This window comes from Xenorhabdus szentirmaii DSM 16338 (assembly GCF_002632585.1).
GTDB classification, from domain to species: Bacteria; Pseudomonadota; Gammaproteobacteria; order Enterobacterales; family Enterobacteriaceae; genus Xenorhabdus; species Xenorhabdus szentirmaii.
On the sequence record NZ_NIBV01000002.1, the window covers coordinates 175,657 to 199,492 of the forward strand.

18 protein-coding genes are annotated in these 23,836 nt (G+C 43.8%); 11 read left to right on the forward strand and 7 right to left on the reverse strand.

What is annotated here, in order from left to right:
- Positions 1–49: 49 nt before the first annotated feature.
- Complete coding sequence (gene fadE, locus Xsze_RS10755; RefSeq protein WP_038235374.1) at positions 50–2,497, reverse strand: acyl-CoA dehydrogenase FadE; 2,448 nt, start codon at positions 2,495–2,497, stop codon at positions 50–52.
- Between the two features lie 252 nt (positions 2,498–2,749).
- Between fadE and lpcA the strand changes: the two genes are divergently transcribed.
- The 10 genes from lpcA (at position 2,750) to nqrM (ending at position 12,488) form a co-directional block, all read left to right on the forward strand.
- Positions 2,750–3,331 carry a D-sedoheptulose 7-phosphate isomerase gene (lpcA, locus tag Xsze_RS10760; protein ID WP_038235371.1) on the forward strand — a complete coding sequence of 194 codons (582 nt, stop codon included), beginning with the start codon at positions 2,750–2,752 and terminating at the stop codon, positions 3,329–3,331.
- Positions 3,332–3,353: 22 nt separating this feature from the next.
- A complete protein-coding gene (locus Xsze_RS10765; protein ID WP_038235369.1) occupies positions 3,354–4,121 on the forward strand; it encodes a class II glutamine amidotransferase in 768 nt (255 codons plus the stop codon).
- Positions 4,122–5,284: 1,163 nt separating this feature from the next.
- A complete protein-coding gene (locus Xsze_RS10770) occupies positions 5,285–6,628 on the forward strand; it encodes a Na(+)-translocating NADH-quinone reductase subunit A (RefSeq protein ID WP_038235367.1) in 1,344 nt (447 codons plus the stop codon).
- Between the two features lie 3 nt (positions 6,629–6,631).
- On the forward strand, positions 6,632–7,870 hold the full coding sequence (locus tag Xsze_RS10775) for an NADH:ubiquinone reductase (Na(+)-transporting) subunit B (RefSeq protein WP_038235365.1): 1,239 nt from the start codon (positions 6,632–6,634) through the stop codon (positions 7,868–7,870).
- Entirely contained in the window at positions 7,863–8,657 is a 795-nt protein-coding gene (locus Xsze_RS10780) for a Na(+)-translocating NADH-quinone reductase subunit C (RefSeq protein WP_038235363.1), read from the forward strand. The genes Xsze_RS10775 and Xsze_RS10780 overlap by 8 nt, the downstream gene beginning before the upstream one ends.
- Positions 8,650–9,279 carry an NADH:ubiquinone reductase (Na(+)-transporting) subunit D gene (locus tag Xsze_RS10785; RefSeq protein WP_038235361.1) on the forward strand — a complete coding sequence of 210 codons (630 nt, stop codon included), beginning with the start codon at positions 8,650–8,652 and terminating at the stop codon, positions 9,277–9,279. The genes Xsze_RS10780 and Xsze_RS10785 overlap by 8 nt, the downstream gene beginning before the upstream one ends.
- 8 nt (positions 9,280–9,287) lie before the next feature.
- Complete coding sequence (nqrE, locus tag Xsze_RS10790) at positions 9,288–9,884, forward strand: NADH:ubiquinone reductase (Na(+)-transporting) subunit E (RefSeq protein ID WP_038235359.1); 597 nt, start codon at positions 9,288–9,290, stop codon at positions 9,882–9,884.
- A gap of 15 nt (positions 9,885–9,899) precedes the next feature.
- Positions 9,900–11,126 (forward strand): NADH:ubiquinone reductase (Na(+)-transporting) subunit F, encoded by a 1,227-nt coding sequence (nqrF, locus tag Xsze_RS10795; RefSeq protein WP_038235357.1) that lies wholly within the window; start codon positions 9,900–9,902, stop codon positions 11,124–11,126.
- Positions 11,127–11,218: 92 nt separating this feature from the next.
- The gene (locus Xsze_RS10800) at positions 11,219–12,247 is read left to right on the forward strand and encodes an FAD:protein FMN transferase (RefSeq protein ID WP_038235356.1); all 1,029 of its coding nucleotides are present in this window, start codon (positions 11,219–11,221) and stop codon (positions 12,245–12,247) included.
- Between the two features lie 16 nt (positions 12,248–12,263).
- Complete coding sequence (gene nqrM / locus Xsze_RS10805) at positions 12,264–12,488, forward strand: (Na+)-NQR maturation NqrM (protein ID WP_038235354.1); 225 nt, start codon at positions 12,264–12,266, stop codon at positions 12,486–12,488.
- Positions 12,489–12,647: 159 nt separating this feature from the next.
- On the opposite strand, the gene Xsze_RS10810 is transcribed toward nqrM, so the two are convergent.
- The 5 genes from Xsze_RS10810 to sigJ all read right to left on the reverse strand — a co-directional run bounded on the left by Xsze_RS10810 (position 12,648) and on the right by sigJ (position 21,553).
- Positions 12,648–15,743, reverse strand: a complete 3,096-nt coding sequence (locus tag Xsze_RS10810) for a MexW/MexI family multidrug efflux RND transporter permease subunit (protein WP_038235352.1) — start codon at positions 15,741–15,743, stop codon at positions 12,648–12,650.
- A gap of 13 nt (positions 15,744–15,756) precedes the next feature.
- A complete protein-coding gene (locus Xsze_RS10815; RefSeq protein ID WP_071991750.1) occupies positions 15,757–16,875 on the reverse strand; it encodes an efflux RND transporter periplasmic adaptor subunit in 1,119 nt (372 codons plus the stop codon).
- Positions 16,876–17,767: 892 nt separating this feature from the next.
- Positions 17,768–19,375 carry a flavin-containing monooxygenase gene (locus Xsze_RS10820; protein ID WP_038235346.1) on the reverse strand — a complete coding sequence of 536 codons (1,608 nt, stop codon included), beginning with the start codon at positions 19,373–19,375 and terminating at the stop codon, positions 17,768–17,770.
- Between the two features lie 66 nt (positions 19,376–19,441).
- A complete protein-coding gene (locus Xsze_RS10825; RefSeq protein WP_051462312.1) occupies positions 19,442–20,602 on the reverse strand; it encodes an FAD-dependent monooxygenase in 1,161 nt (386 codons plus the stop codon).
- A gap of 24 nt (positions 20,603–20,626) precedes the next feature.
- Positions 20,627–21,553 carry an RNA polymerase sigma factor SigJ gene (gene sigJ / locus Xsze_RS10830; RefSeq protein ID WP_038235343.1) on the reverse strand — a complete coding sequence of 309 codons (927 nt, stop codon included), beginning with the start codon at positions 21,551–21,553 and terminating at the stop codon, positions 20,627–20,629.
- Positions 21,554–22,010: 457 nt separating this feature from the next.
- On the opposite strand from sigJ, the gene Xsze_RS10835 reads away from it, so the two are divergent.
- Positions 22,011–22,310 carry an antibiotic biosynthesis monooxygenase family protein gene (locus tag Xsze_RS10835; RefSeq protein WP_038235340.1) on the forward strand — a complete coding sequence of 100 codons (300 nt, stop codon included), beginning with the start codon at positions 22,011–22,013 and terminating at the stop codon, positions 22,308–22,310.
- A gap of 342 nt (positions 22,311–22,652) precedes the next feature.
- Here the strand turns inward: Xsze_RS10835 and Xsze_RS10840 are convergent, their stop codons facing one another.
- The gene (locus Xsze_RS10840) at positions 22,653–23,753 is read right to left on the reverse strand and encodes a 3-deoxy-7-phosphoheptulonate synthase (RefSeq protein WP_051462311.1); all 1,101 of its coding nucleotides are present in this window, start codon (positions 23,751–23,753) and stop codon (positions 22,653–22,655) included.
- Between the last annotated feature and the right edge of the window lie 83 nt (positions 23,754–23,836).

Consider the following 23,836-nt stretch of genomic DNA (forward strand, 5'->3'; position numbering starts at 1 on the left):
ACGTTTCAACTTGAAGCCCAGTGAATGCATTTATACCTTTTTGTCAGCATCAAGCTGCTTTTGTCTGGTGCTGACTGCTAGGCTTTTTTTCTGGATTGGGTACAGCAAATGCATCAGCATCAAAGTCATCAACATTAATTGAACGAAGCCGGCTGGCTTCAGCACGCTTCAGAATATCAGCCTCTTCCTGAGAAATTTTGTGCTCAGCCAACGCTTTTTCAGCTAATTGATCCAAACGCGTAAAACTCAAATGTTTGCCGGCTTCACGATTCAAGCGAGCATGGATTGGTTCTGCGGCGATGATGTCGTGCAATGCTGCTTCCAGTAATCCATGAGGATTGTGCTCGCTTGGTGTCAGGTATTGTCCGCGTCCGATACGGCTACGGGTAGCGGAAGGCGTTTGCAATATCTGAGCCAGTTTGTGATCAAGTTTATCGGATGGCGCTGTATGCAAACGACCCAATGGGAAGACGAGTACGCGCATTAAACCAGACACTAAGCGGTTAGGGAAATTGCGCAGTAAATCGTTCATTGCCACTTCAGCTTGATACAGGCTATCTTCTACTGCCCATTGAACCAAAGGTAAATCTTCTTTTTGGCGGCCTTCATCGTCATAGCGTTTTAAGGTTGCAGAAGCCAAGAATATTTGACTCAGGATATCACCCAGACGCGCTGAAATACGTTCACGACGTTTGAGGCTGCCACCTAATACTCCCATTGAAACATCAGAGAGCAGAGCAAGGTTGGCACTTAACCGGTTAATTTGCTGATAATAACGGCGAGTTGCATCACTGACCGGTGAATGACTGGTCCTGCCTTTGGTAATGCCAAGCCACAAGCTGCGCAGCGTGTTGCTGGCAACATGGCCTAAATGACCAAACAGGGCTTTATCAAATGCTTTGACATTATTACTTTCTGCCGCGGCGATTTCAGCCAGTACATAAGGGTGGCAGCGAATTGCGCCCTGACCAAAGATGATCATGCTACGGGTCAGGATATTTGCGCCTTCCACCGTAATGGCAATGGGTGAACCCTGATAGCCACGAGCAAGGAAGTTTGACGGCCCAAGACAGATGCCTTTGCCACCGGCGATATCCATGGCATCAATGATGGCGCGCTGGCCTCGGTGGGTACAGTGATATTTCACAATGGCGGACAGAACGGCAGGTTTTTCTCCCAGCATGATACCGCTGGTAATCATGGTTGCCGCCGCATCCATCAGGTAAGAGTTACCTGCGATACGCGCCAGGGGTTCTTCAATGCCTTCCATTTTGCCGATAGGTAATTTGAACTGACGGCGAATATAGGAATAAGCGCCAATTCCCATGGCTGCACTTTTTAAGCCGCCTGTTGCGTTGGATGGCAAGGTAATGCCACGGCCAACAGACAAACATTCAACCAGCATACGCCAGCCTTGGCCTGCCATCTTCGGCCCACCAATGATGTAATCGATAGGAACGAAAATATCGTGGCCACGGGTTGGACCATTCTGGAATGGAATGTTCAGAGGGAAATGGCGGCGGCCAATTTCAACACCCGGCGTATTGGTTGGGATCAGGGCACAAGTGATACCCAGAGATTCAGTTTCACCCAGCAGGTGTTCAGGGTCATACAGTTTGAATGCCAATCCCAGAACGGTAGCGATAGGGGCCAGAGTGATGTAACGTTTGTTCCAGTTCAGGCGCATGCCCAGAACTTGTTTGCCTTGCCATTCACCCATACAGACAACGCCAGTATCAGGAATAGCACCAGCATCGGAGCCAGCTTCAGGGCTGGTCAGGGCAAAGCAAGGAATCTCCTCTCCGCGCGCAAGGCCGGGAAGATAATGTTTTTTCTGTTCATCAGTACCATAGTGTTGCAATAATTCGCCTGGCCCCAAAGAGTTGGGCACACCGACAGTAATCGCCAGAATACCGGACACACCAGCCAGTTTTTGCAGAACCTGAGATTGAGCATACGCAGAAAATTCCAGACCACCATATTCTTTCTTGATGATCATAGCGAAGAAGCGTTGCTCCTTCAGGTAAGTCCAGATTTCTGGCGGTAAGTCAGCCAATTCATGAGAAATTTCGAAATCATTCGCCATGCGGCAGACTTCTTCAACCGGGCCATCAATAAACGCTTGCTCTTCAGCTGTCAATTGAGGTTTCGGATAATTATGCAGTTTTTGCCAGTCTGGATTACCACGGAAAAGATCGCCTTCCCACCATGTTGTCCCAGCATCAATAGCTTCTTTTTCTGTTGTGGACATGCTTGGCATGACCTTGCGGAACGCTTTTAATCCTGGCGCAGAAAATAAAGACATACGTGTTGGTGTAAAAACAAGAGGGAATAGGATAATGACGAGAGGTAATAGTAACCAATAGCTCCAAAGGCCAGTGATGCCCATTAATAATGTATAGGCAACAAGAGCTAAGCTACTTATAGTTAGACTAAAATTGCGGTAACAAAGCCCGCCAATCAAAACGAAAAATAAAATAATACTGAGAGCGGTCATAGTAAAACTCCTGTAAATCTCAGGTTGAGTTGTCAGAGGTCTGACCTGTTGTGACGTCCTTCATTTTTAGATGAGGAAAATGTATTTATCAATATATTTACATCTTAATTACAATCTAGCTCACAAAGTCGTTTTAGTTTTACACGCAATAATTTCATTCAGACGCAATGACTTCTTCTTTCAGGGGGGGGAATCCGTTACACTGGGAAATTGATATTATTAATCCCGAAGACTTTTCAGGAGCATGAGTCCATGTATCAAGATCTGATCCGCAGCGAATTATCCGAAGCCGCCGATACGCTGGCTAAATTCCTCAGTGATGACGCAAATATTGATGCCATTCAAAAAGCTGCTGTTTTACTGGCAGATTCATTTAAAGCAGGCGGAAAAGTGCTTTCCTGCGGAAATGGGGGATCACATTGTGATGCTATGCATTTTGCGGAAGAGCTGACAGGCCGTTACCGTGAGAATCGTCCGGGGTATCCGGGCATTGCGATTTCTGATCCCAGTCATTTATCCTGCGTGAGCAATGATTTTGGTTATGATTATGTATTTTCTCGTTATCTTGAAGCCGTTGGCCAGCAGGGTGATGTGTTGTTGGGAATTTCAACTTCAGGAAACTCCGGCAATATCATCAAGGCGATTGAAGCTGCCCGGGCCAAAGGAATGAAAGTCATTACGCTGACAGGCAAGGATGGCGGTAAAATGGCGGGCAGTGCAGATGTTGAAATCCGTGTGCCTCACTTTGGCTATGCGGATCGTATTCAGGAAATCCACATCAAAGTTATTCATATCTTGATTCAACTCATTGAAAAAGAAATGGTAAGAGCCTAATTGTTGTTTGTTAGGGGGAGCAATGTGTGAATTACTTGGCATGAATGCCAATGTGCCTACAGATATCGTTTTCAGCGTGAGTGGCTTATTCCAGCGTGGAGGATTTACCGGCCCGCACAAGGATGGCTGGGGGATCACTTTCTATGAAGGGAAGGGGTACAGGACGTTCAAGGATCACCAATCCAGCTGTCATTCACCTGTGGCTCAATTTGTGCAAGGCTACCCAATCAAATCAGAAGTGATCGTGGCTCATATTCGTCAGGCAAATCGGGGGAATGTTTCTCTGGTAAATACCCATCCATTTACCCGTGAATTATGGGGCAAATATTGGACTTATGCACATAACGGGCAATTGAAAGGGTATCGCAACCTGAAAACCGGCGCTTATCGTCCGGTGGGAGAAACGGACAGTGAATGGGCATTTTGCTGGATATTACATCAGTTGTCTTTGAGATATCCCAAATGCCCTTCCAATTGGCCTGCGGTATTTAAGTATGTTGCGTCTCTGGCCGATGAGTTGAGGCAACGTGGTGTTTTCAATATGCTTTTGTCTGACGGGCAATTTGTTATGGCTTATTGTTCGACTCAGTTGCATTGGGTTACCCGCCGTGCGCCTTTTGGCAAAGCGAAATTGCTTGATCAGGATATTGAGATAAATTTTCAGGAACACACTCAGCCGGGAGATATTGTTTCCGTTATTGCAACCCAGCCTTTAACCGGAAATGAAACTTGGCATCGCATTGAGTCAGGAAATTATGAATTATTTTACCTGGGCGAGAGAATAACGTGATCCTGCATTTTCAGAAGATGATGGCTTTTCTGTTTTTATCTTAACAAGATATTGCCCGTTTATTACGCTGAGGGTGGCAAGCCGGCCATTTTTAATAACGTATTCATAAATGGGCTGTTATTGTCCCCTGAACGGGTAATTATCATTCGTTTTAGGCTGGGCCATATTCTGTGAGGTTTTTCTGAAAGGATAAATATCGATTCTGATTTCGTGTTGCCTATTATAAAGAGCACTTCCGTGTATTAGTCTGTTTCATCAATATGATGATTGGTCATGATATATATTCATTGGATTTCAGGATAAGGCGTGATGGCGAAGGAATAGCAAATCTCCGGGCATAGATAAGTATATGACGGCGGTGAGCAAGTACGGCCAACAGAGCTGCAACTGGAAAGACAACAGGTATCATCGTCAATAGATTGACACCCACTGTGTATCCGCCGGAATAACCGCAGAATTTATCAAACTCATTTGGAAGAGTATGATTAATGGCTCGATAATAGCCGCTATTCGGCCTTAACTGTTTATCATTAACATGATAAAACCCTGCTGGGATTTTGAAGTTATTGATCAGAATCTTGGGATTAAGCCTGCCTGAGTAATAATGTGTTTTGCGTCGTGGCAAATGGGCAATAATTCAGAAGAATGGGAGATAAGTGATTGAGTAATGGCAAAAGAGGTATATGGAATAGCAATAAGCTAACTGAAAGATAAGAAATCGTTTTTCTCATTGTCCGGTCGTGTAAAAAGGTAACAAATGGATAAAATATCGGACCCGATATGACGGTATTTTGGCAACTTGCTGAATAAAAGGCAGCAAGGATATCTAACCGTTGTCATGTTGCCTTTCGGTTGAAAATTACCCTGCTGTAGGGAAAAGTGAGGATTACATTCGTCTTTCTCGAATGGTTAACGGTTCAGCAGAGAAATTATTCTTATTTGCTTGAGCTAAGTCACTTGATTATTCAGACAGTCAGTAGGGGAGATGTTAGAATTACCGCCGGCAAAACTTAAAAGAAAATTGTAATGATTATCGGAGTGAATAACTTGAGACATATATTGCTCAAGGTGTTTTTTATTACTGAAGTCGCTGCATTATCCAAAGGGAATACCATAGGGTAATTTGTAGTATATGATTTAACTGATAAACTTGTGCAAATCTTATGATTAAAATTAAAAAAGGACTCGACCTCCCGATAGCAGGAGCGCCTGCCCAAGTTATAGAAGATGGTCCGACAACTCGCCATGTCGCTTTACTCGGCGAAGAATATGTTGGAATGCGTCCTTCTATGCTGGTGAAGGAAGGTGAGCATGTCAAAAAAGGGCAAATTCTTTTTGAAGATAAAAAGAATCCAGGGGTATTTTTCACTAGCCCGGCAAGCGGAAAAGTTATCACCATCGGGCGCGGAGAACGTCGTGTCCTGCAATCCGTTGTGATTGAGGTAAATGGTGATGATGCAGTTACGTTTGATCGCTATGACCGTGCTGAGCTCGCGAATCTGAGCCGTGAGCAGGTAGAAAAGAATCTGCTTGCATCAGGGCTGTGGACAGCGCTGCGCACGCGCCCTTTCAGTCGTTCTCCGGCACCAGGCTCCACACCAAAGGCAATCTTTGTTACAGCAATGGACACTCAGCCGCTGGCTGCTGATCCATTAGTTGTTATTGCGACACAAGAAGAGGCTTTTGTTGATGGTCTGAATATTCTGTCAAAACTGACGGAAGGGAAAATCCACGTTTGCCACGGAACAGGAAATATTCCGACGGTGGGCAACAACGCTCAGATTATCTATAACCAATTTGTCGGTCCACATCCGGCAGGATTGGTGGGAACGCATATCCACTTCATCGAACCAGTGAGTGTACAAAAAACGGTATGGCATCTGGGTTATCAGGATGTTATTGCCATCGGCAAGCTGTTTACTACGGGTGAGCTGTACACCGATCGTCTGGTTTCTCTGGCAGGGCCTCAAGTCAAGTCGCCACGTTTAGTGCGTACCCGTTTGGGTGCTGATTTGCTTGAGTTGACGAAAGGTCAACTGAAGGAAGGCGAAAACCGCATCATCTCGGGTTCTGTGCTTTGTGGTACAAAATCAGATGATGTTTGTCATTATCTTGGTCGTTTCCATACTCTGGTTTCAGTGTTGGCTGAAGGCCGTGAAAAAGAGTTATTTGGCTGGATCGCGCCGGGAGCCAATAAATTCTCCATTACCCGTACCACAATTGGCCACTTCCTGAAAAAGAAACGTTTCGCTTTCTCAACCACAACCAATGGTGGTGAGCGTTCCATGGTACCAATCGGCAACTATGAACGTGTGATGCCGCTGGATATCATGGCAACGCATCTATTGCGTGATTTGCTTGCGGGCGATACTGATGGTTCACAGGCGTTAGGTTGTCTGGAGCTGGATGAAGAAGATTTAGCATTATGTACCTATGTTTGCCCCGGTAAATATGAGTACGGTCCGGTATTGCGTGATGTGCTGACTAAGATTGAGCAGGAAGGGTAATTCATGGGCCTGAAAAATTTATTTGAAAAAGTAGAACACCACTTTGAGGCCGGTGGCAAGCTGGAGAAGTATTATCCTCTTTATGAGGCAGTGAGCACCGTTTTCTACACACCGGGAACAGTGACAAAAGGGAAGGCCCACGTCCGTGATGCCATCGATCTCAAACGCATGATGATCTTGGTATGGATGTCTGTTTTTCCGGCAATGTTCTGGGGAATGTATAACGTAGGTAATCAGGCGATCCCGGCTCTGACCCATTTATACAGCGGAGATGCATTACAGCAGGTTCTGGCTTCTGACTGGCATTATGTGCTTGCCCAATTTCTTGGGGCATCACTGACACCTGATGCCGGTTGGGGCAGCAAAATGTTGCTGGGTGCGGCTTACTTCCTGCCAATTTATGCTGTTGTTTTTGTGGTGGGTGGTTTCTGGGAAGTTTTGTTCGCCATTATCCGCAAACATGAAATCAATGAAGGTTTCTTCGTCAGTTCTATTCTGTTTGCGTTGATTGTTCCGCCAACCTTGCCACTGTGGCAGGCAGCAGTAGGGATTAGCTTTGGTGTAGTGATTGCCAAGGAAATCTTCGGTGGTACAGGGCGTAATTTCCTTAACCCTGCACTGGCTGGCCGTGCTTTTCTGTTCTTTGCTTATCCGGCTCAGATTTCAGGTGATTTAGTTTGGACTGCGGCTGACGGTTTCTCTGGTGCAACTCCTCTGTCCCAATGGGCAACCTCAGGTAGCCACGGTCTGGTCAATACCATTACCGGGCAGCCAGTGACTTGGCTGGATGCATTCATTGGTAATATCCCGGGCTCAATCGGTGAAGTTTCCACGCTGATGATTTTCATCGGTGGTGCCATCATTCTGTTTGCCCGTATTGCTTCATGGCGCATTGTTGCCGGTGTGATGCTGGGTATGATTGCGACCTCTTACTTGTTCAATATGATCGGTTCCAGCACTAACCCAATGTTTGGTATGGAATGGTACTGGCATATGGTTCTGGGTGGTTTCGCATTCGGTATGATCTTCATGGCGACTGATCCGGTATCTGCTGCATTTACAGACAAAGGAAAATGGGCATACGGTATTCTGATTGGCGCTATGTGTGTTTTGATCAGGGTGGTAAACCCAGCGTACCCAGAAGGAATGATGTTGGCGATCCTGTTTGCTAATCTGTTCGCGCCACTGTTCGATTATCTGGTCGTTCAGGCCAATATTAAGCGGAGAAAAGCCCGTGGCTAATGATAAACCAAAAAATAATGACAGCATTGGCAGAACGTTTCTTGTTGTTTTTGTGCTGTGCCTCATATGTTCAATTGTCGTTGCTGGATCAGCCGTAGGTTTGAAATCTCAGCAGCAGGAACAGAAACTGCTGGATAAGCAGCGCAATATTCTGGATGTTGCGGGTTTATTGAAACCTGACATGACAACTGAAGAAATTAAAGAGATTTATAACAGTCGTATTCAGCCTGAATTGCTTGATTTGAAAACTGCAAAACTGCAAAAAAGCCGTGGTAATTTTGACCTGAACAGCGCCCTGCGCAGTGATGAAACCAGTACTGCTTTATCATCAGAACAAGATCTGGCGAAAATCCGTCGCCGCGCCAATATGGCAGAAATTTATCTGGTGAAAGATGAGGCAGGCAAAACGACGGAACTGGTTTTGCCTATTTATGGATCTGGTCTGTGGTCAGTGATGTATGCCTTTATTTCCATTGATGTGGATGGCGTAACATCTCGTGGTATCAGTTATTACTCTCATGGTGAAACCCCGGGTTTGGGTGGTGAAGTTGATAACCCTCAATGGCGCAAGCAATGGGTAGGCAAAAAACTTTATAACCCGCAAGGTGTTCCGGCACTTAAGATCGTCCGTGGTGGGGCAGGTGATAATCCTTATGGTGTAGATGGTTTATCCGGCGCAACCCTGACTTCCAACGGTGTTCAGCATATGTTTGATTTCTGGCTGGGTGATAACGGTTTTGGCCCGTTCCTGAAAAAAGTACGTGAGGGAGCCTTGAAAGATGGCTGATAGTAAAGAGGTAAAACGCGTCCTGCTTGGGCCGTTATTTGATAATAACCCAATTGCACTGCAAGTGTTGGGTGTGTGTTCAGCACTGGCTGTTACCACCAAACTGGAAACTGCATTGGTTATGACGATTGCTGTGACACTGGTTACGGCGTTTTCTAACTTTTTCATTTCATTGATTCGTAACTTCATTCCTGGCAGTGTGCGAATCATTGTACAGATGGCGATCATTGCATCATTGGTTATCGTGGTTGACCAGATTTTGCGGGCCTACGCCTACGAAATCTCTAAACAGCTGTCGGTGTTTGTTGGTCTTATCATCACGAACTGCATCGTAATGGGACGTGCTGAAGCTTATGCCATGAAATCGCCTCCGGTTGAAAGTTTCATGGATGGTATTGGTAACGGCTTAGGCTACGGTGTTATTTTGCTGCTGGTCGGCTTCCTGCGTGAACTGTTCGGCTCAGGAAAATTATTCGGTATTACAGTACTGGAATCTGTCAAAAATGGTGGTTGGTATCAGCCAAATGGCCTGTTCCTGTTGGCACCGAGTGCATTCTTCATTATTGGTATGCTGATTTGGGGTCTGCGGACTCTGAAACCTGCGCAGGTTGAGAAGGAGTAACAAACAAAATGGAACATTATATTAGTTTGTTTGTCCGCGCAGTTTTTATCGAGAATATGGCGCTATCTTTCTTTCTCGGTATGTGTACGTTTCTGGCGGTATCAAAGAATGTTAAAACAGCTTTTGGGCTGGGTGTAGCTGTAACTGTTGTACTGGGAATTTCCGTTCCTGCCAATAACCTTGTTTACAATCTGGTTCTCCGCGATGGGGCGCTGATGGACGGGGTGGACTTAAGCTTCCTTAACTTCATTACCTTTATCGGGGTGATTGCTGCACTGGTACAGATCCTTGAAATGATTCTGGACCGTTATGTTCCGGCACTTTACAACGCGTTGGGCATTTTCCTGCCGTTGATTACAGTGAACTGTGCGATTTTCGGTGGTGTTTCTTTCATGGCACAGCGTGACTATAACTTCAGCGAATCCATCGTATATGGTTTCGGTTCAGGTATGGGCTGGATGCTGGCGATTGTTCTGATGGCTGCTATCCGTGAAAAAATGAAATATGCGGATGTTCCGGCAGGTCTGAAAGGGTTGGGGATCACCTTTGTCACTACTGGCTTGATGGCATTGGGCTTTATGTCCTTCTCCGGTGTGCAGCTCTAAAGGCGGGAAGAATTCATGGATATAATCATTCTAGGCGTAGTAATGTTTACCCTGATTGTGTTGGTACTGACGGCAATGATTTTGTTCGCAAAATCTAAGTTAGTGAACACCGGGGATATTAAAGTTGAAGTCAATGGCGATGAGGACAAAAGTTTCTCAGCTCCTGCCGGCGACAAATTGTTGAACGTACTTTCCAGTCAGGGGATTTTTGTATCCTCTGCTTGTGGCGGTGGTGGCTCTTGTGGTCAGTGCCGTGTGAAAATCAAGGATGGCGGCGGTGATATCCTGCCGACTGAGCTTTCTCACATTAATAAGCGTGAAGCGAAAGAAGGTTGCCGTTTGGCATGTCAGGTCAATGTTAAGCAAGACCTGAAAATTGAATTGCCAGAGGAAATTTTCGGCGTTAAGAAATGGGAATGTGAAGTTATCTCCAACGATAACAAAGCGACTTTCATTAAAGAACTGAAGCTGAAAATTCCTGAGGGCGAAGTCGTGCCATTCCGTGCCGGTGGTTACATTCAGATTGAGTGTCCGCCACATGTAGCCCGTTATGCTGACTATGACGTACCAGAGGAATATCGTGAAGATTGGGATAAATTCAATCTGTTCCGCTATGTCTCTGAAGTCAAAGAGTCGACAGTTCGAGCATACTCTATGGCGAACTATCCGGAAGAGCACGGCATCATCATGCTGAACGTGCGTATTGCGACTCCGCCACCAAGAAATCCGGATGTTACACCGGGTATCATGTCCTCTTATATCTGGTCATTGAAAGCCGGTGATAAGGTAACAATTTCTGGCCCATTCGGTGAGTTCTTTGCGAAAGACACTGATGCGGAAATGATCTTCATCGGTGGTGGTGCTGGTATGGCACCAATGCGTTCTCACATTTTAGATCAACTCAATCGTTTGAATGCCAAGCGTAAAATCACCTTCTGGTATGGCGCACGTTCTAAGCGTGAAATGTTCTATACCGAAGATTTCGACCACTTGGCAGCAGAAAACGAGAACTTTAGCTGGCATGTGGCGCTGTCTGATGCTCTGCCGGAAGATAATTGGGATGGTTACACAGGCTTTATCCATAATGTTCTGTATGAAAACTACCTGAAAGATCACCCGGCACCAGAAGATTGTGAATTCTACATGTGTGGGCCTCCGGTCATGAACGCTGCGGTTATTAAAATGTTGAAAGACCTCGGCGTAGAAGATGAAAACATCATGCTGGATGATTTCGGCGGCTGATGGTTGTAACACATTGATTTATCGACAAGCGCCCACATTTTGTGGGCGCTGACAATTCAGAAAGTGCCAAAATAAGTCAGAAAGAGTAAGTTATGTTGAGTAAAAAAATGATCAACTGGGGGACATTGTTGTTTGCAGTTATGCTGCTGGCAGCATGCGGTGGTCCTGAGCAGAAAAACCTGAATGGGCAGACAATGGGGACGTATTATTCGGTTAAATACGTTGCTGATTCATCAGTACCTGCGCCGGGAGACCTGCAAAAAGAGATTGACCGTCTACTGGAAGAAGTGAACGATCAAATGTCCACTTACCGGCCAAATTCTGAATTGAGTCGTTTTAATCAAAGCTGGGACGTGAATAAGCCTTTTGCCGTCTCTGCTGCTACAGCAAAAGTGGTTAAGGAAGCGCTCAGAATCAATAAACTGACAGAAGGGGCTTTGGATGTCACTGTCGGTCCATTGGTTAATTTATGGGGATTTGGTCCAGAAGGCCGAATTACCAAAGCACCAACAGATGAAGAGTTAGCAACTCGCCGAGCCTGGACTGGGATCGAACATTTGTCTGTTGAAGGCAATAATCTGATTAAAACTATCCCTGAACTTTATGTTGACCTCTCTTCTATTGCCAAAGGCTATGGTGTTGATGTTGTAGCTGAATATTTGGGATCTCAGAACATCAAAAATTACATGGTGGATATTGGCGGTGAAGTTCGTACATCGGGTAATAATGGTAAAGGCAATCCATGGCGAATAGCGATTGAAAAGCCATCCGATGCGGGTATGGAACAGAGCGCCCAAGAAATCATTGAGCCTGGTAATATGTCGGTGGCAACGTCAGGAGATTACCGTAATTATTTTGAACAAAATGGTATTCGCTATTCTCACACCATTAATCCTAAGACAGGCAAACCGATCAAGCATAATTTGGTTTCCATTACTGTGATCGCACCGACTTGCATGAGTGCAGATGGTTTTTCTACAGGCTTGGATGTATTGGGGCCAGAAAAAGGTATGGAAGTCGCTGAAAAGCTAAATATTCCTGTCTTTATGATTGTCAAAACGAAAGATGGTTTTGAAGAACGTTATAGCACAGCCTTTAAGCCATTCTTACAGAAGAAATAAGAGAGAGGAGAGAGTTATGGAAGTCTTTATTGCTGCTTTTATCTTTTTTCTGCTGGCTTTTGCGGGTATGTCGCTGGGTTACATTATTAAGCGCAAGAGTATTCAGGGAAGTTGTGGTGGTTTGGGTAGCATTGGTGTTGAAAAAGTGTGTGATTGCCCAGAACCTTGTGATGCCCGTAAAAAGCGTGAAGCAAGGGAAGCAGCTCGTAATGCACAATTGGAAAAGAACCGCATTATTTGATGAGGTTTTGCTCTGAAAAATTGCCTTGCAGTTTAGTGTATTACTTCTGAATGAGAGGCGTTTTACAGTTATTGCAAACCATATGGTGTGCTTACATGGTGTGCATAAAAGGTAAAACGCCTAAAATACTGCCGAGAAAATGCGAGCCGGAAATCGAAATCAATGAGTTTGTTTATTGAGTCTCTTGTCAGCTTCGAACAATTGTTGCTTTCTCGGTGTCATTCCTGAGGTAGAGTGGTTTCTTGCCAGGAAAGTATAAATTGTCGGTAGTACAAATAACGTAAAAAATGTCCCTACCAACATGCCTGACACAATCACTAGCCCGATGCCAAAACGGCTATTGGCACCAGCACCACTGGCAAATAACAGCGGGATTAAGCCGATCACCATTGCCGCAGTCGTCATCAGTACCGGACGGAGACGAATTTTTGCTGCTTTCAAGATTGCCGAACGTTTATCTATTCCTTCAACTTCCTGTAACTTATTGGCAAATTCTACCATCAAGATACCGTGCTTACTGATAAGCCCTATTAGCGTTACCAACCCAATTTGTGTATAAATATTAAGCGTAATGTATCCCATCGCTAATGGGATCAGAGCACCACAAATAGAAAGGGGGACAGTGATCAAAATAATCAAAGGGTCAACAAGGCTTTCATATTGCGCAGCCAATACCAAATAAATGATGAGTAAAGCTGCTAAAAAAGCAAAAACCAGAGCATGGCTTTCTTGTTTATATTGACGGGAATCTGACTGCCAATCATAGCTGTATCCTGCGGGTAAATTATCCAGCACTCCCTCAAGGAAATTCACGGCTTGCCCCAAGGTTACTCCTGGTGCGGGAATAGCCTGAAAAATGGCAGCATTCTGCTGGTTGAACTGGGTTAATTTATTTGGCTCAACTTGCGTCGAAATTGACACCACAGTAGAAAGCGGGATCATATCTCGATTCTCCGTTCTCACAAAATGGTGTGCCAGAGCTTCAGGGGTCAATCGCTGACTGCGTATACTTTGTGGAATAACATCATATGAGCGGCCATTCATTCCAAATCTGTTGATATAGTTCTCTCCGACCAGCAACGCCAGGGATTCACCGATATCTTGCATTCTAATTCCCAGGCTATTGGCCTTGGCGCGATCAATCCGCACTTTTACCACTGGATTGTTGTAATCCAGATCGCTGTCTACAACCACAAATAATCCGCTTGCCCGCGCTTGCTGTTTAATTTCCTCCATTGTTTGGTACAGGACAGGGTAATCTTGTGTACTACGCAGTACCATTTGAACGGGCAGCCCTCCAGTGGAGCCGGGCAACGGCGGGAGCTGGAATATAAAAATACTGCTCCCTTCTACCTCACTGACTGCCATTTGCAATTGTGCCTGAATATCTGAAGCCGAACGTGTGCGTTGACTCCAGTCGGTCAAGTTGACTCCACTAAAACTTGAAGAAATCCCATCTGTTCCATTAATAATCCATGTACTCACCATTTCTGGAATGTCATTGAATACGCCATCAAGTTTGTGGGCAAATCGCTCTACATAATCTAAGTTCGCATGTTGTGGTGACTTAATGGCGGCCAGCACACCAGCCTGATCTTCCACTGGCGCTAATTCTTGGCGGGCTTGTTTATAAAGTAGGGGCAGACTTATCACCACTAATAAAGCAAACGTGCCTGTAACCCAGCGATAACGCAAAGAAATACTGAGCGTGAGGGAGTAATAGTGGGCGATTTTATCAAAAAACGCCTCAGCCACCCGTGCCATCCTTCCTTCTTGCTGTTTCGACTGTAATAAAAAAGAACTCATGACTGGCGACAACGTCAGGGCCACTATACCGGATACGATAACAGCACCTGCCAGCGTTAAAGCAAATTCTTTAAATAAGGCACCGGTCAACCCTGACATCAAGCCAATCGGTGCATAAACTGCTGCAAGAGTAATGGTCATCGCAATCACAGGGCCTGCGACTTCCCTTGCACCGGTTAAGGCGGCTTCAACAGGTGACAAGCCTTCTTCAATATGGCGATGTACGTTTTCAACGACGACAATAGCATCATCGACGACAAGGCCAATTGCCAGAACCATCGCCAATAGCGTCAACAAATTAATACTGAAACTAAATAACAGCATTAATCCTGCGGCTCCCAGCATTGATAAAGGGATGGCAACAATCGGAATTAATACACTGCGCAATGACCCAAGGCAGAGGTAAATCACTGTCATGACAATAATGAGTGCTTCCAGCAGCGTATTGGCAACTTCATCAATCGAGGCTTTAATAAAGCGGGAAGTTTCAAATGCCAAATCCACCTTAACCCCCGGAGGGAGTGTCTTTTGAATATCAGGCAATAAACGTTTGATGCCATCAACAATGATAAGAGGGTTACCTGTTGGTGTTGAAAATAACCCTAAATTTACTGCTGCCTTACCGTTCAGCATGGCACTGGTTTCAGTTGCTGCCGCACCCAGTTCCACTGTGCCAACATCTTTGAGGCGGACCAGCCCATTGCCGTCATTGCGGATAACCAGATCACGAAACTCGTCGACGTTAGTGAGATCGGTATTAACATGCACATTTGAAATGACATATTCACCTTTCACCTTACCCGGTGCGGCCTGATAATTATTTTGCCTCACCGCCGCCGCCACATCCGCAGCTGTCAATCCACGCCCTGCAAGGCGATCTGCATCCAGCCATAAGCGCATGGAAAGTCTCTGTCCGCCCATGACCTGCACTTTTGAGACACCTTCAATAGAGGAAAACATAGGTTCAACCACTCTTGAAAGGTAATCTGTCACAGATGATGCCGGCAAGGTATCACTGGAAAATGCTACGTAAGCGACAGCTGTTGATTCTCCTGATGAAATCTCAATAACCGGGTCATAAGCCTGTGTTGGCAGCTTATACCTGACCTGATTCACTTTTGCCATCACTTGAGTTAAGGCTTGGGTGGAATCACGGTTAAGTTCCATACGGATGCTCACGGTACTCCTGCCCTGCACTGAAGAAGAAGAGAGATAATCGACGCCTTCTACAGAAGAAACAGCCTGTGATATCGGCTGGGTTACAAATCCTTGCATCAAGTCGGATGAAGCCCCGGGATATTCCGTCGTGACAGTAATGGTTGAACTTTCTAATTGTGGATATTGCCGAACGGACAGTTTATTCAGGGCAAACAGCCCCAATAACAGGATCAATGTACTGACTACAAGAGCAAGTACAGGCCGGCGAACAAAAAGATCGGTAAATGTCATTTTTCCGTCTCCATTAAGAACCTGTTGCAGATGGTTTTGCTGTATTCAGTGTATCTTCAGCAACTGCAACCACTTGTGCGCCATCATTGAGTTTCAATTGACCAGATGTCACCACTAGCTCTCCTTCGGTCAATCCTTTCTTGATTTCTATCATGCCATTCCAGCGTTGCCCGACTTCAACGGAGACACGTTTTGCTGTCATCGGCTGCTGCTGTTCAGTTTGTTGTTCTGTACGTTGCGCCACAAAAACAGTATCGCCATAGGCCGTGTAGGTCACTGCCGTTTCCGGCACGGTCAAAACCTGAGCCGTATTTGGGCGTACAACTTGTATATTGGCGTACATTCCTGCTTTTAGTTTTCCATCAAGGTTATTCAGGCGAGCTTGTACTTGGACGGTACGTGATTTGCCAATCAGGGGATCAATAGCACTTATTTGAGCGGGGAAACTCTCATTCGGATATGCATCAACCTGTACGTTCACGGTCTGTCCAATATGTAATTCAGGGCTTGCTTGTTCATCTAGCGAAAAATTCAGTTTGAGATTTTTTGCATCCACTAAATTGGCAATCGCATTACCTGCATGCAGAAACTCTCCGATATGAATTTGTCGAATACCCATGACACCTGAAAAGGGAGCCCGAATTGCTTTCTGGGCAATGAGGGCTTCGGTTTGGCGAATCGAAGCCAGGGCCATATCGCGTTCTGCCAAGGTATTATCCAATTCAGCTGCCGCCGCAACCTTATTGGCAAATAATTTGCTGGTACGTTGGTATAACCTGTCAGCATTTTTCCATTGAGCCTGAAGACGGACAAGCTCCGCCTGTTCTACGGAATCGTTAATTTGTACCAATAACTGGCCTTTCTCCACATATTGACCCGACTGGAATTCAATACTGGTGACCCTGCCACTGGTTTCTGATGCCAAGCGTACTTGCCTGTCAGCTTCAAGCTCCCCGACACCATATAATGTCCGGGGGGGACTGACTTCTTTTACTTTAGCCAAAGCGACCTTTGTTGGTGGGTAGGTCATATATCCTGATTCATTATTACCGGAACTATTTAGTCTATAAATGAAAATGACAACCACCAACAATAAAGCAATTCCTAGGCTAACAACGATTTTTTTTCCTATCATTTATATCAACCTTTTCATTGTGTGAAATATTTTGTTACACTTTAAGTCATTTTTTAAATGATTCATCATTCCTGTATATCTATTGCTAATAATCTCCAACGGTCGTGATATGTCTCAGTGCAAAACGGAATGCATTTTTACGATTTATAGATATAAAAAATATACATGATAAAAGGAGGGTTCGACTAACAATTGCAATATCATTAATTCATTTTCATGAATAGAAAAGTTAATCAAAAGTTAACATGTTTAAGGTAACCAACAGCGTTTCCATTTAATTGTATTATGTTATATTGTGATTATCAAGGTGATGAAAATTACCGTCATTTCTTTGAAATATTTACATAAAACATTTAATTGTTCCTTCTATAATAATAAACTGATCCTTGAATAAGGGAGGATGTTTTTTTCACAATGACAGAAAATATGATATCGTTACACTAGTAAACTAATCCAAATACGTGATAGTTTATATCTGTTTTTTTTCAAATTGCAGCTATTTAGATTGAATTGCAACTCAAAACCCATGGAGTATAGTCAGTTATATCGCGGAATTGAGAAGAAAGATTAAAATAATTCATTCCAATTCATTATGTGATTTTTGTTGTTTTTTGATTTTGTTAGTCATAGATAATCTCATTTTTTAAAATGATATAATAACAGCGTTTACATAATTTCCATTTAATAAAAATAAGAAAGCTGTGGGATGTGTTCATCCACGCAGCTTAATTTATTGTTGGGTTTTTTAGCTAAATAAGTTGTGAGTGTTATATCAATCTATCAATATTTTTCCTTCAATGTATATGACGTATGATTGCCTTGTTATGTCAGCCCATTTTGAAAAAATATATCTTTTCAAAGTTAGTGTATAAGATTTTTTAGTTGATATTTAATGTTTTCTATTGAAGCCAGAGAAATTATTACTGCGTTCACGCTCAAAAGTTGAAATATATTCTTTAAGACCACCGAAATAAAAAAGAACACGAGGTGGGAAGCCCGGTAGGTTACTTCCGAATATCCAAGATTTCACCTGAGCAAAGACAGTATGATTGGCCAATTGTTCACAAGTTTTTGACCATTCGGAGAGTGCTTGGGGTGTGACTTCAATAACCGTCTCCAGATTCTTTTCAGACCAAGAAATAATATCACCGATGAAATTTACCTGTGTTTCAATACCTGCGGCAAGATTCGAGAATATCCCTTGTGGGCCAAGAAGCGTAAATAAATTGGGGAATCCCGGTGTAAAAACACCTAAATAAGCCGCCGGATTTTCTCCCCATGTGTCAAGGAGAGCCTCATTATTGCGCCCAACGACCTTGAAGTTCCGGTAAGCACCTTCAATTGCGTCAAATCCTGTAGCACAAATAAGAATATCAATTTCATGCTCAACGCCATCAGCAGTAATCAGGCCTTTTTCTGTTGCCTGCACGATGGGGGTATCTAACAAGCTGACTAATTCTACATTCGGTTGATTATAGACTTCATAGTATCCATCTACCGAGGCGGGGCGTTTGGCATAGCATTCTGTCGGTGTAAGGCGACGGGCCGTCTCAGGATCTTTAACAATCTCTTTGATTTTTTCGACTATAAACTGACAGGCGGCGCGGTTGGAGTCCGGATTAAAGGAAAGGTCATTGAAAGTACCAAACATAAAACCAAATCCACCCCCTTCGTTCCATGCGCGTTCAAAAACTGATTTTTGCTCTTCTGGGGAGACTTCAGTTGCGCCTATATTGGGTTCGTCAAAGCCACAAGCCAGACGGGTTTTCCGCCATTCGTCCCATACTTCGTCAAAATTTGAGAAGTAATGTTCCACTTCATTTTTTGTCAGACGACGTTGCCCTGCGGGGACAATATACTGGGCTGAACGTTGAAATACCGTCAGTTTGGATGCTACCTGGCTGGCGGCAACAATCAGCTGGGCGCCCGTTGAGCCTGTCCCCAATACCCCAACACGAAGACCATCCATCTTCACATTATCTGGCCAACGTGCGGTATGTACGATTTGCCCTTTAAATTTATCAAGATCTTTGATTTTTGGTAAAACGGGTTCAGATAATACGCCGACAGCACTGACCAGATACCGAGTTGTAATAACATCTCCATTGGTAGTTGTCACCCGCCAGATATTTTCCGCCTCATCATAAATAGCTTCACTGACACCGGTTTCAAAACGGAACAATTCAAAAATATTATTTCGGCTTGCAACACTTTCCAAATAATCCCGCATTTGTTCGCCGGTTTGATACCGGGCATAGATATCCCACTGTGGGGAAACTTCTTTGTCAAAGGAGTAACGATAAGCAAATCCATCGGTATCTGCCTGAACACCAGGATAACGATTCCAATACCAGGTACCGCCGACATTTTTACCTTTTTCAAGACCAAGTACTTTTAAGCCTAATTCATTATGAATTTTGTGAGCTGCAAACAGACCGGAGAGGCCGGCACCAATGACAATAGCATCGAATTGGGGAAGGGAAGGTTGTTCACTCATTTCAGAACTCCAGTTTTATAGATTTATTATTTATGGGTTATTATTATTGAGACAACAGAGTTAATCCTAATTCGTCCTTGTCGTTTCAGCTTTGTAATTGGCCGTTGTGATAACAAGTTCCTGAACCCGCTCTTGTGGACTGAGAGCCTGACTAGCAAGTTCACGTAAATTCATTTCCCGATTTGCTTTTACAATTCTGGATACAGCAGGTATGCGTATCTGCTCAAACTTCGCTATTGCTGTTTTGAAATCAGGGGATTCACAGATAGCAGTGGCAAGCGTTCCGGCATCAATGATTGATTGAGTCGCTCCATTTGCGCCAATCGGAAACATGGGATGAGCAGCATCACCTATCAGAACACATTGGTCATGGCTCCATTTATCCAGTGGATTTCTGTCAACCATTGAGGTTCGCATGAGTGTTTTGCTTGTGGAGATTAATGTTTGTAGGTTTAACCAATCAAAATGCCAGTCTTTAATCAGGCCGAGCAGAAAATTTGTCGCTTGGACACGATGGGTGGTTATATCAAATGGTTTATCAAGTGATATCGGTACAAGGAGAACCCAGTTAATGAGGCTCTCCCCACGCAAATCATGAGGTTTGGAAACCGGATAGGCGATGAGACGGATTCCGTCGTCACCGTTGGCGATAATCATTGTTCGGCCATCCAGAAACTTTGGCATGGGGGTCATTCCCCGCCATAACGTCATAGTACCGGAATTGAGTTGCATAGAATCCGGAAACAAGTTTTGACGCATGGCTGAATGAATGCCATCGGCACCCACAATAAGATTTTTTGCCCACTCTGCCTGACATAAAGTATCGGTAGAAAACTTTTTGCCGAAGTGAAAGGCCGCGTTTGTTTTGACGTTAGAAAATATCAGGTTATGCAGTTCGGAACGGGATATAGACACCTGAGGAGTATCAAAGCCAGCTTCTATCCCCCTTACTTCTTCGAAAAGAAGGTTTCCCGAATGGTCAACATAGCGGTGTACTCTGGTCTGTATTCCACAAGAATTCAACTTGTCAGCCAGACCCAAACGATATAAGACGGATACTGCTTCAGGTTGAATATTCAGGCCAAACCCATCTTCAGAAAACGTTGTCCGCTGTTCATAAATGTCACATTTTACACCAGATGAAGAAAGCAGGGCGGCAAGAGTTACCCCACCGATTCCAGCACCAATAATGACGACTTTCCCCGAACAATCACTTATCGCTGCCATAGTAAATAACCTCATTTGAATTGGCTAATGCCAAACAGTCAGTTTTTCTGGGTTACGCATGACCCAGATATCCTTGATTTGCCCTTCTTGTACATGGGTTGAGATCACCGTAACAGTATGACCCGCTACTTTGCCTACCAGCCCTGGTTCACCATTAACATATTCTTCTTCAATCTGGAGATCATGCTGACGTTCAAAGGCAGAGAGGAAGAAATTAATAATGGCATCCCGGCCACATAATGGTTCGGCAGCTGCGCTGGCAAGGCCGCCACTATCAGTAATGGCGCAGGCTTTTTCATCTAAAACGGCAACCAACTCCTTGATATTGCCTGTAAGCCATGCAGAGCGAAAAGCGCGATTAACGCGCAGATGTTCTTCGGAAGAGTATGCTAAATGGCGTTCCCGATTGACTCGCTTACGTCCTGAAGACGCTAATTGACGGCAGGCTTGTGGCGTTCTATTAACAATTTCACTAATTTCGTCAAAAGAGTATTGAAAGACATCATGAAGGATAAAACTGACACGTTCAGCAGGGGTCATCTTATCCAGAACTATCATCAGTGCCATAGAAACTGAATGCTCCAAGATAAGGTCATTAACAGGATCTCTGGCTTCAGGCGATTCCATGGTTGATGCCCAGCATTCGCCTTGTGAGACAGGTTCAGGTAACCACTCACCAATATAGATTTCACGTTTTGACTTGGCTGATTTAAGTTGATCGAAGCAAATCCGTGTCAGTGTTGTTCGTTGCCAAGCAAGAGGAGATATGATCTGCTCACGTTCTGTCTGAGTAAGTTTATGCCACCGTAAATACGTTTCTTGCACAGCATCTTCAGCATCTGGGATCGTTCCCAAAAACCGATAGGCCAGTGATTCAAGTTTGGCTCGGTTGGAATAAACTTGGGCCGGTTTTTCTTCATTTAATTCATTTGGCTGTTTCTGCTTACTCATTTTATTTCTCTTAACTCATACTGAGGACTATAACTAACATTTAAATAACTTATTATTTTAAAACGTTATTTAGATATAGTTTCCTCTGACTTCATAATCAAAGTAAATAATGTTGATGCTAAATTAATTCTCTTGAAAACAAGGAGTGAGTGTTGTAAATACAAATAATAAAGAAGCTAATAAGTAATTAAGTATTCCTGTAGTGTATACAATAAAACATGCTATGTGTATATATGAAGCACTAACAATTTATTAGCCTCTTTCAAAAAGTGTTCTAAACTTTAATGACGAGAATTAGGGTGAAAATGTCAGCCTCCGGACGTAAAAATAAATATTTTTTAAAATGGCCTGACATATTGCACTGCTGAATCGTCTTAGGTTCTGTTAAGATACAAGCTAGCAAGTCTCGTTTGTCTGCAAAGCTGGTATAACTTATTATTCATTAAGGAGAACGGTAATGTCCGAAGTTACATTCATCAATGTCATTGAAGTCGATCCCAGCAAACAAGCTGAACTTATCAAGCTCCTGCAAGAGGGTACTGAATCGGTCATCAGCAAGCGACCAGGTTTCATTTCAGTGACCTTGTTAGCCAGCAAAGATGGTAGCCGGGTTGTTAATATTGCGAAATGGAAAAGTATCGCTGATGTTCAGGCAACTCAGGCTGATCCTGCATCTGCGGAATTCGCAAAACGGACTATGGCAATCGCTAAGGCTAGCCCTGGAATTTATGACATTGTTGGTCATTATTCAGATTAAATTTCATTCCGTGATTTTTAGCGCCTAATATCTGATAACTTATCAGATAGGGTAATAAACCCTTAATTCGCTGAATCATGGATAAATAGATAGAAGACAGATTGGGATCTGCTTTTAATCAGATCCCAAATTACCAATAAATTTTATCTATTACATTATAGTAAAAATAAATAATTGCGAATGAATTCACATAATTTTTATTTTTGGCTTTTTCGGACAGTTTCATGCTTGATAAATTCTGAACTCATTCTCAAAGATAATTGTTTCAATATGAATGCCTGATATCATGGCATTGTACTCTATTTTCCTTAATTTAGACGTAAGGTCCGTACTCATTTAATGTTAATTAGGGAGCATTTCACTTTCTTCTTTCGTAATCCACTTAAAAGATGGTTTATTATTTAATGTTTGATAAATTTGATGTAATAATGTTTCGGTTGTTTGCCAACTGATGCAGCCATCAGTAACAGAAACGCCATATTCCATTTCACTACGAAGCTTGTTTGGTGGTTGATTCCCTTCGTTAAGGTGACTTTCAAGCATCAAACCAACGATGGCACGATTTCCATTACTGACTTGCGCGACAACAGATTCTGCGACGCTTGGTTGGCGACAGTAATTTTTATGTGAATTACCATGACTGCAATCCACGATAATTGCAGGTTTCAACCCAGCATTGACCATTTCATTTTCACATTTAGTGATCTCAGCCGGATTATAATTAGGCATAGCTCCACCACGCAGGACAATATGCCCGCTTGGGTTTCCTTTTGTTTGTAATAAGCAAGCTTGCCCCGTTTGACTAATGGCGATAAAACGGTGGGGTATTGCCGCTGAATGTATTGCATTAATCGCTGAGGATAAACATCCATTGGTGCTGTTTTTAAAACCAACGGGCATGGACAGACCTGAGGCGATTTCACGGTGGGGCTGAGATTCTGATGTACGAGCCCCAATCGCTGACCAACTAAACATGTCTTCTAAGTATGGCGGACTATTCGGGTCGAGTATTTCCGTTGCCAGCGGTAGCCCCAATTGAGCCAGCTCAACTAATAAAGAGCGTGCGGCTTTCAGACCTTTCTCAATGTTAAATGAGCCATCCATATCCGGATCATTGATGAATCCTTTCCATCCAACAGTCGTTCTCGGTTTCTCAAAATAGACTCGCATGACAAGGTAGAGCCGGTCACTGACTTGATTCGACAGCGCTTTGAGATGGTGCGCATAATCAATAGCTGCTTTTGGATCATGTATTGAGCAAGGCCCGCATATGACTAATAAGCGAGGATCTCGTCCGGCAATAATATCTGCAATCGTTTTTCGAAAATGTTTTATCTCAGTTTGCTGTTTTACAGGAAGCGGAAATTCTGCTTTAAGTTGTTCTGGTGTGATCATGATATGTTCATCCATGATATGTTCATCAAAGATAATGATATTACTCATATTACTGTGGCCTTCTTTTATTATCGTAGTTCTGTCTGAATGTGATTTGATCATTCCTTTATTATTTTTTTAACAAAGAGACT

Excerpts from the sequence above, each read along its gene's own strand:
- fadE (WP_038235374.1), bottom strand. The coding sequence starts at position 2,497 with ATGACCGCTCTCAGTATTATTTTATTTTTCGTTTTGATTGGCGGGCTT.
- lpcA (WP_038235371.1), top strand. The coding sequence starts at position 2,750 with ATGTATCAAGATCTGATCCGCAGCGAATTATCCGAAGCCGCCGATACG.
- Xsze_RS10765 (WP_038235369.1), top strand. The coding sequence starts at position 3,354 with ATGTGTGAATTACTTGGCATGAATGCCAATGTGCCTACAGATATCGTT.
- Xsze_RS10770 (WP_038235367.1), top strand. The coding sequence starts at position 5,285 with ATGATTAAAATTAAAAAAGGACTCGACCTCCCGATAGCAGGAGCGCCT.
- Xsze_RS10775 (WP_038235365.1), top strand. The coding sequence starts at position 6,632 with ATGGGCCTGAAAAATTTATTTGAAAAAGTAGAACACCACTTTGAGGCC.
- Xsze_RS10785 (WP_038235361.1), top strand. The coding sequence starts at position 8,650 with ATGGCTGATAGTAAAGAGGTAAAACGCGTCCTGCTTGGGCCGTTATTT.
- nqrE (WP_038235359.1), top strand. The coding sequence starts at position 9,288 with ATGGAACATTATATTAGTTTGTTTGTCCGCGCAGTTTTTATCGAGAAT.
- nqrF (WP_038235357.1), top strand. The coding sequence starts at position 9,900 with ATGGATATAATCATTCTAGGCGTAGTAATGTTTACCCTGATTGTGTTG.
- Xsze_RS10800 (WP_038235356.1), top strand. The coding sequence starts at position 11,219 with ATGTTGAGTAAAAAAATGATCAACTGGGGGACATTGTTGTTTGCAGTT.
- nqrM (WP_038235354.1), top strand. The coding sequence starts at position 12,264 with ATGGAAGTCTTTATTGCTGCTTTTATCTTTTTTCTGCTGGCTTTTGCG.
- Xsze_RS10810 (WP_038235352.1), bottom strand. The coding sequence starts at position 15,743 with ATGACATTTACCGATCTTTTTGTTCGCCGGCCTGTACTTGCTCTTGTA.
- Xsze_RS10820 (WP_038235346.1), bottom strand. The coding sequence starts at position 19,375 with ATGAGTGAACAACCTTCCCTTCCCCAATTCGATGCTATTGTCATTGGT.
- Xsze_RS10825 (WP_051462312.1), bottom strand. The coding sequence starts at position 20,602 with ATGGCAGCGATAAGTGATTGTTCGGGGAAAGTCGTCATTATTGGTGCT.
- sigJ (WP_038235343.1), bottom strand. The coding sequence starts at position 21,553 with ATGAGTAAGCAGAAACAGCCAAATGAATTAAATGAAGAAAAACCGGCC.
- Xsze_RS10835 (WP_038235340.1), top strand. The coding sequence starts at position 22,011 with ATGTCCGAAGTTACATTCATCAATGTCATTGAAGTCGATCCCAGCAAA.
- Xsze_RS10840 (WP_051462311.1), bottom strand. The coding sequence starts at position 23,753 with ATGAGTAATATCATTATCTTTGATGAACATATCATGGATGAACATATC.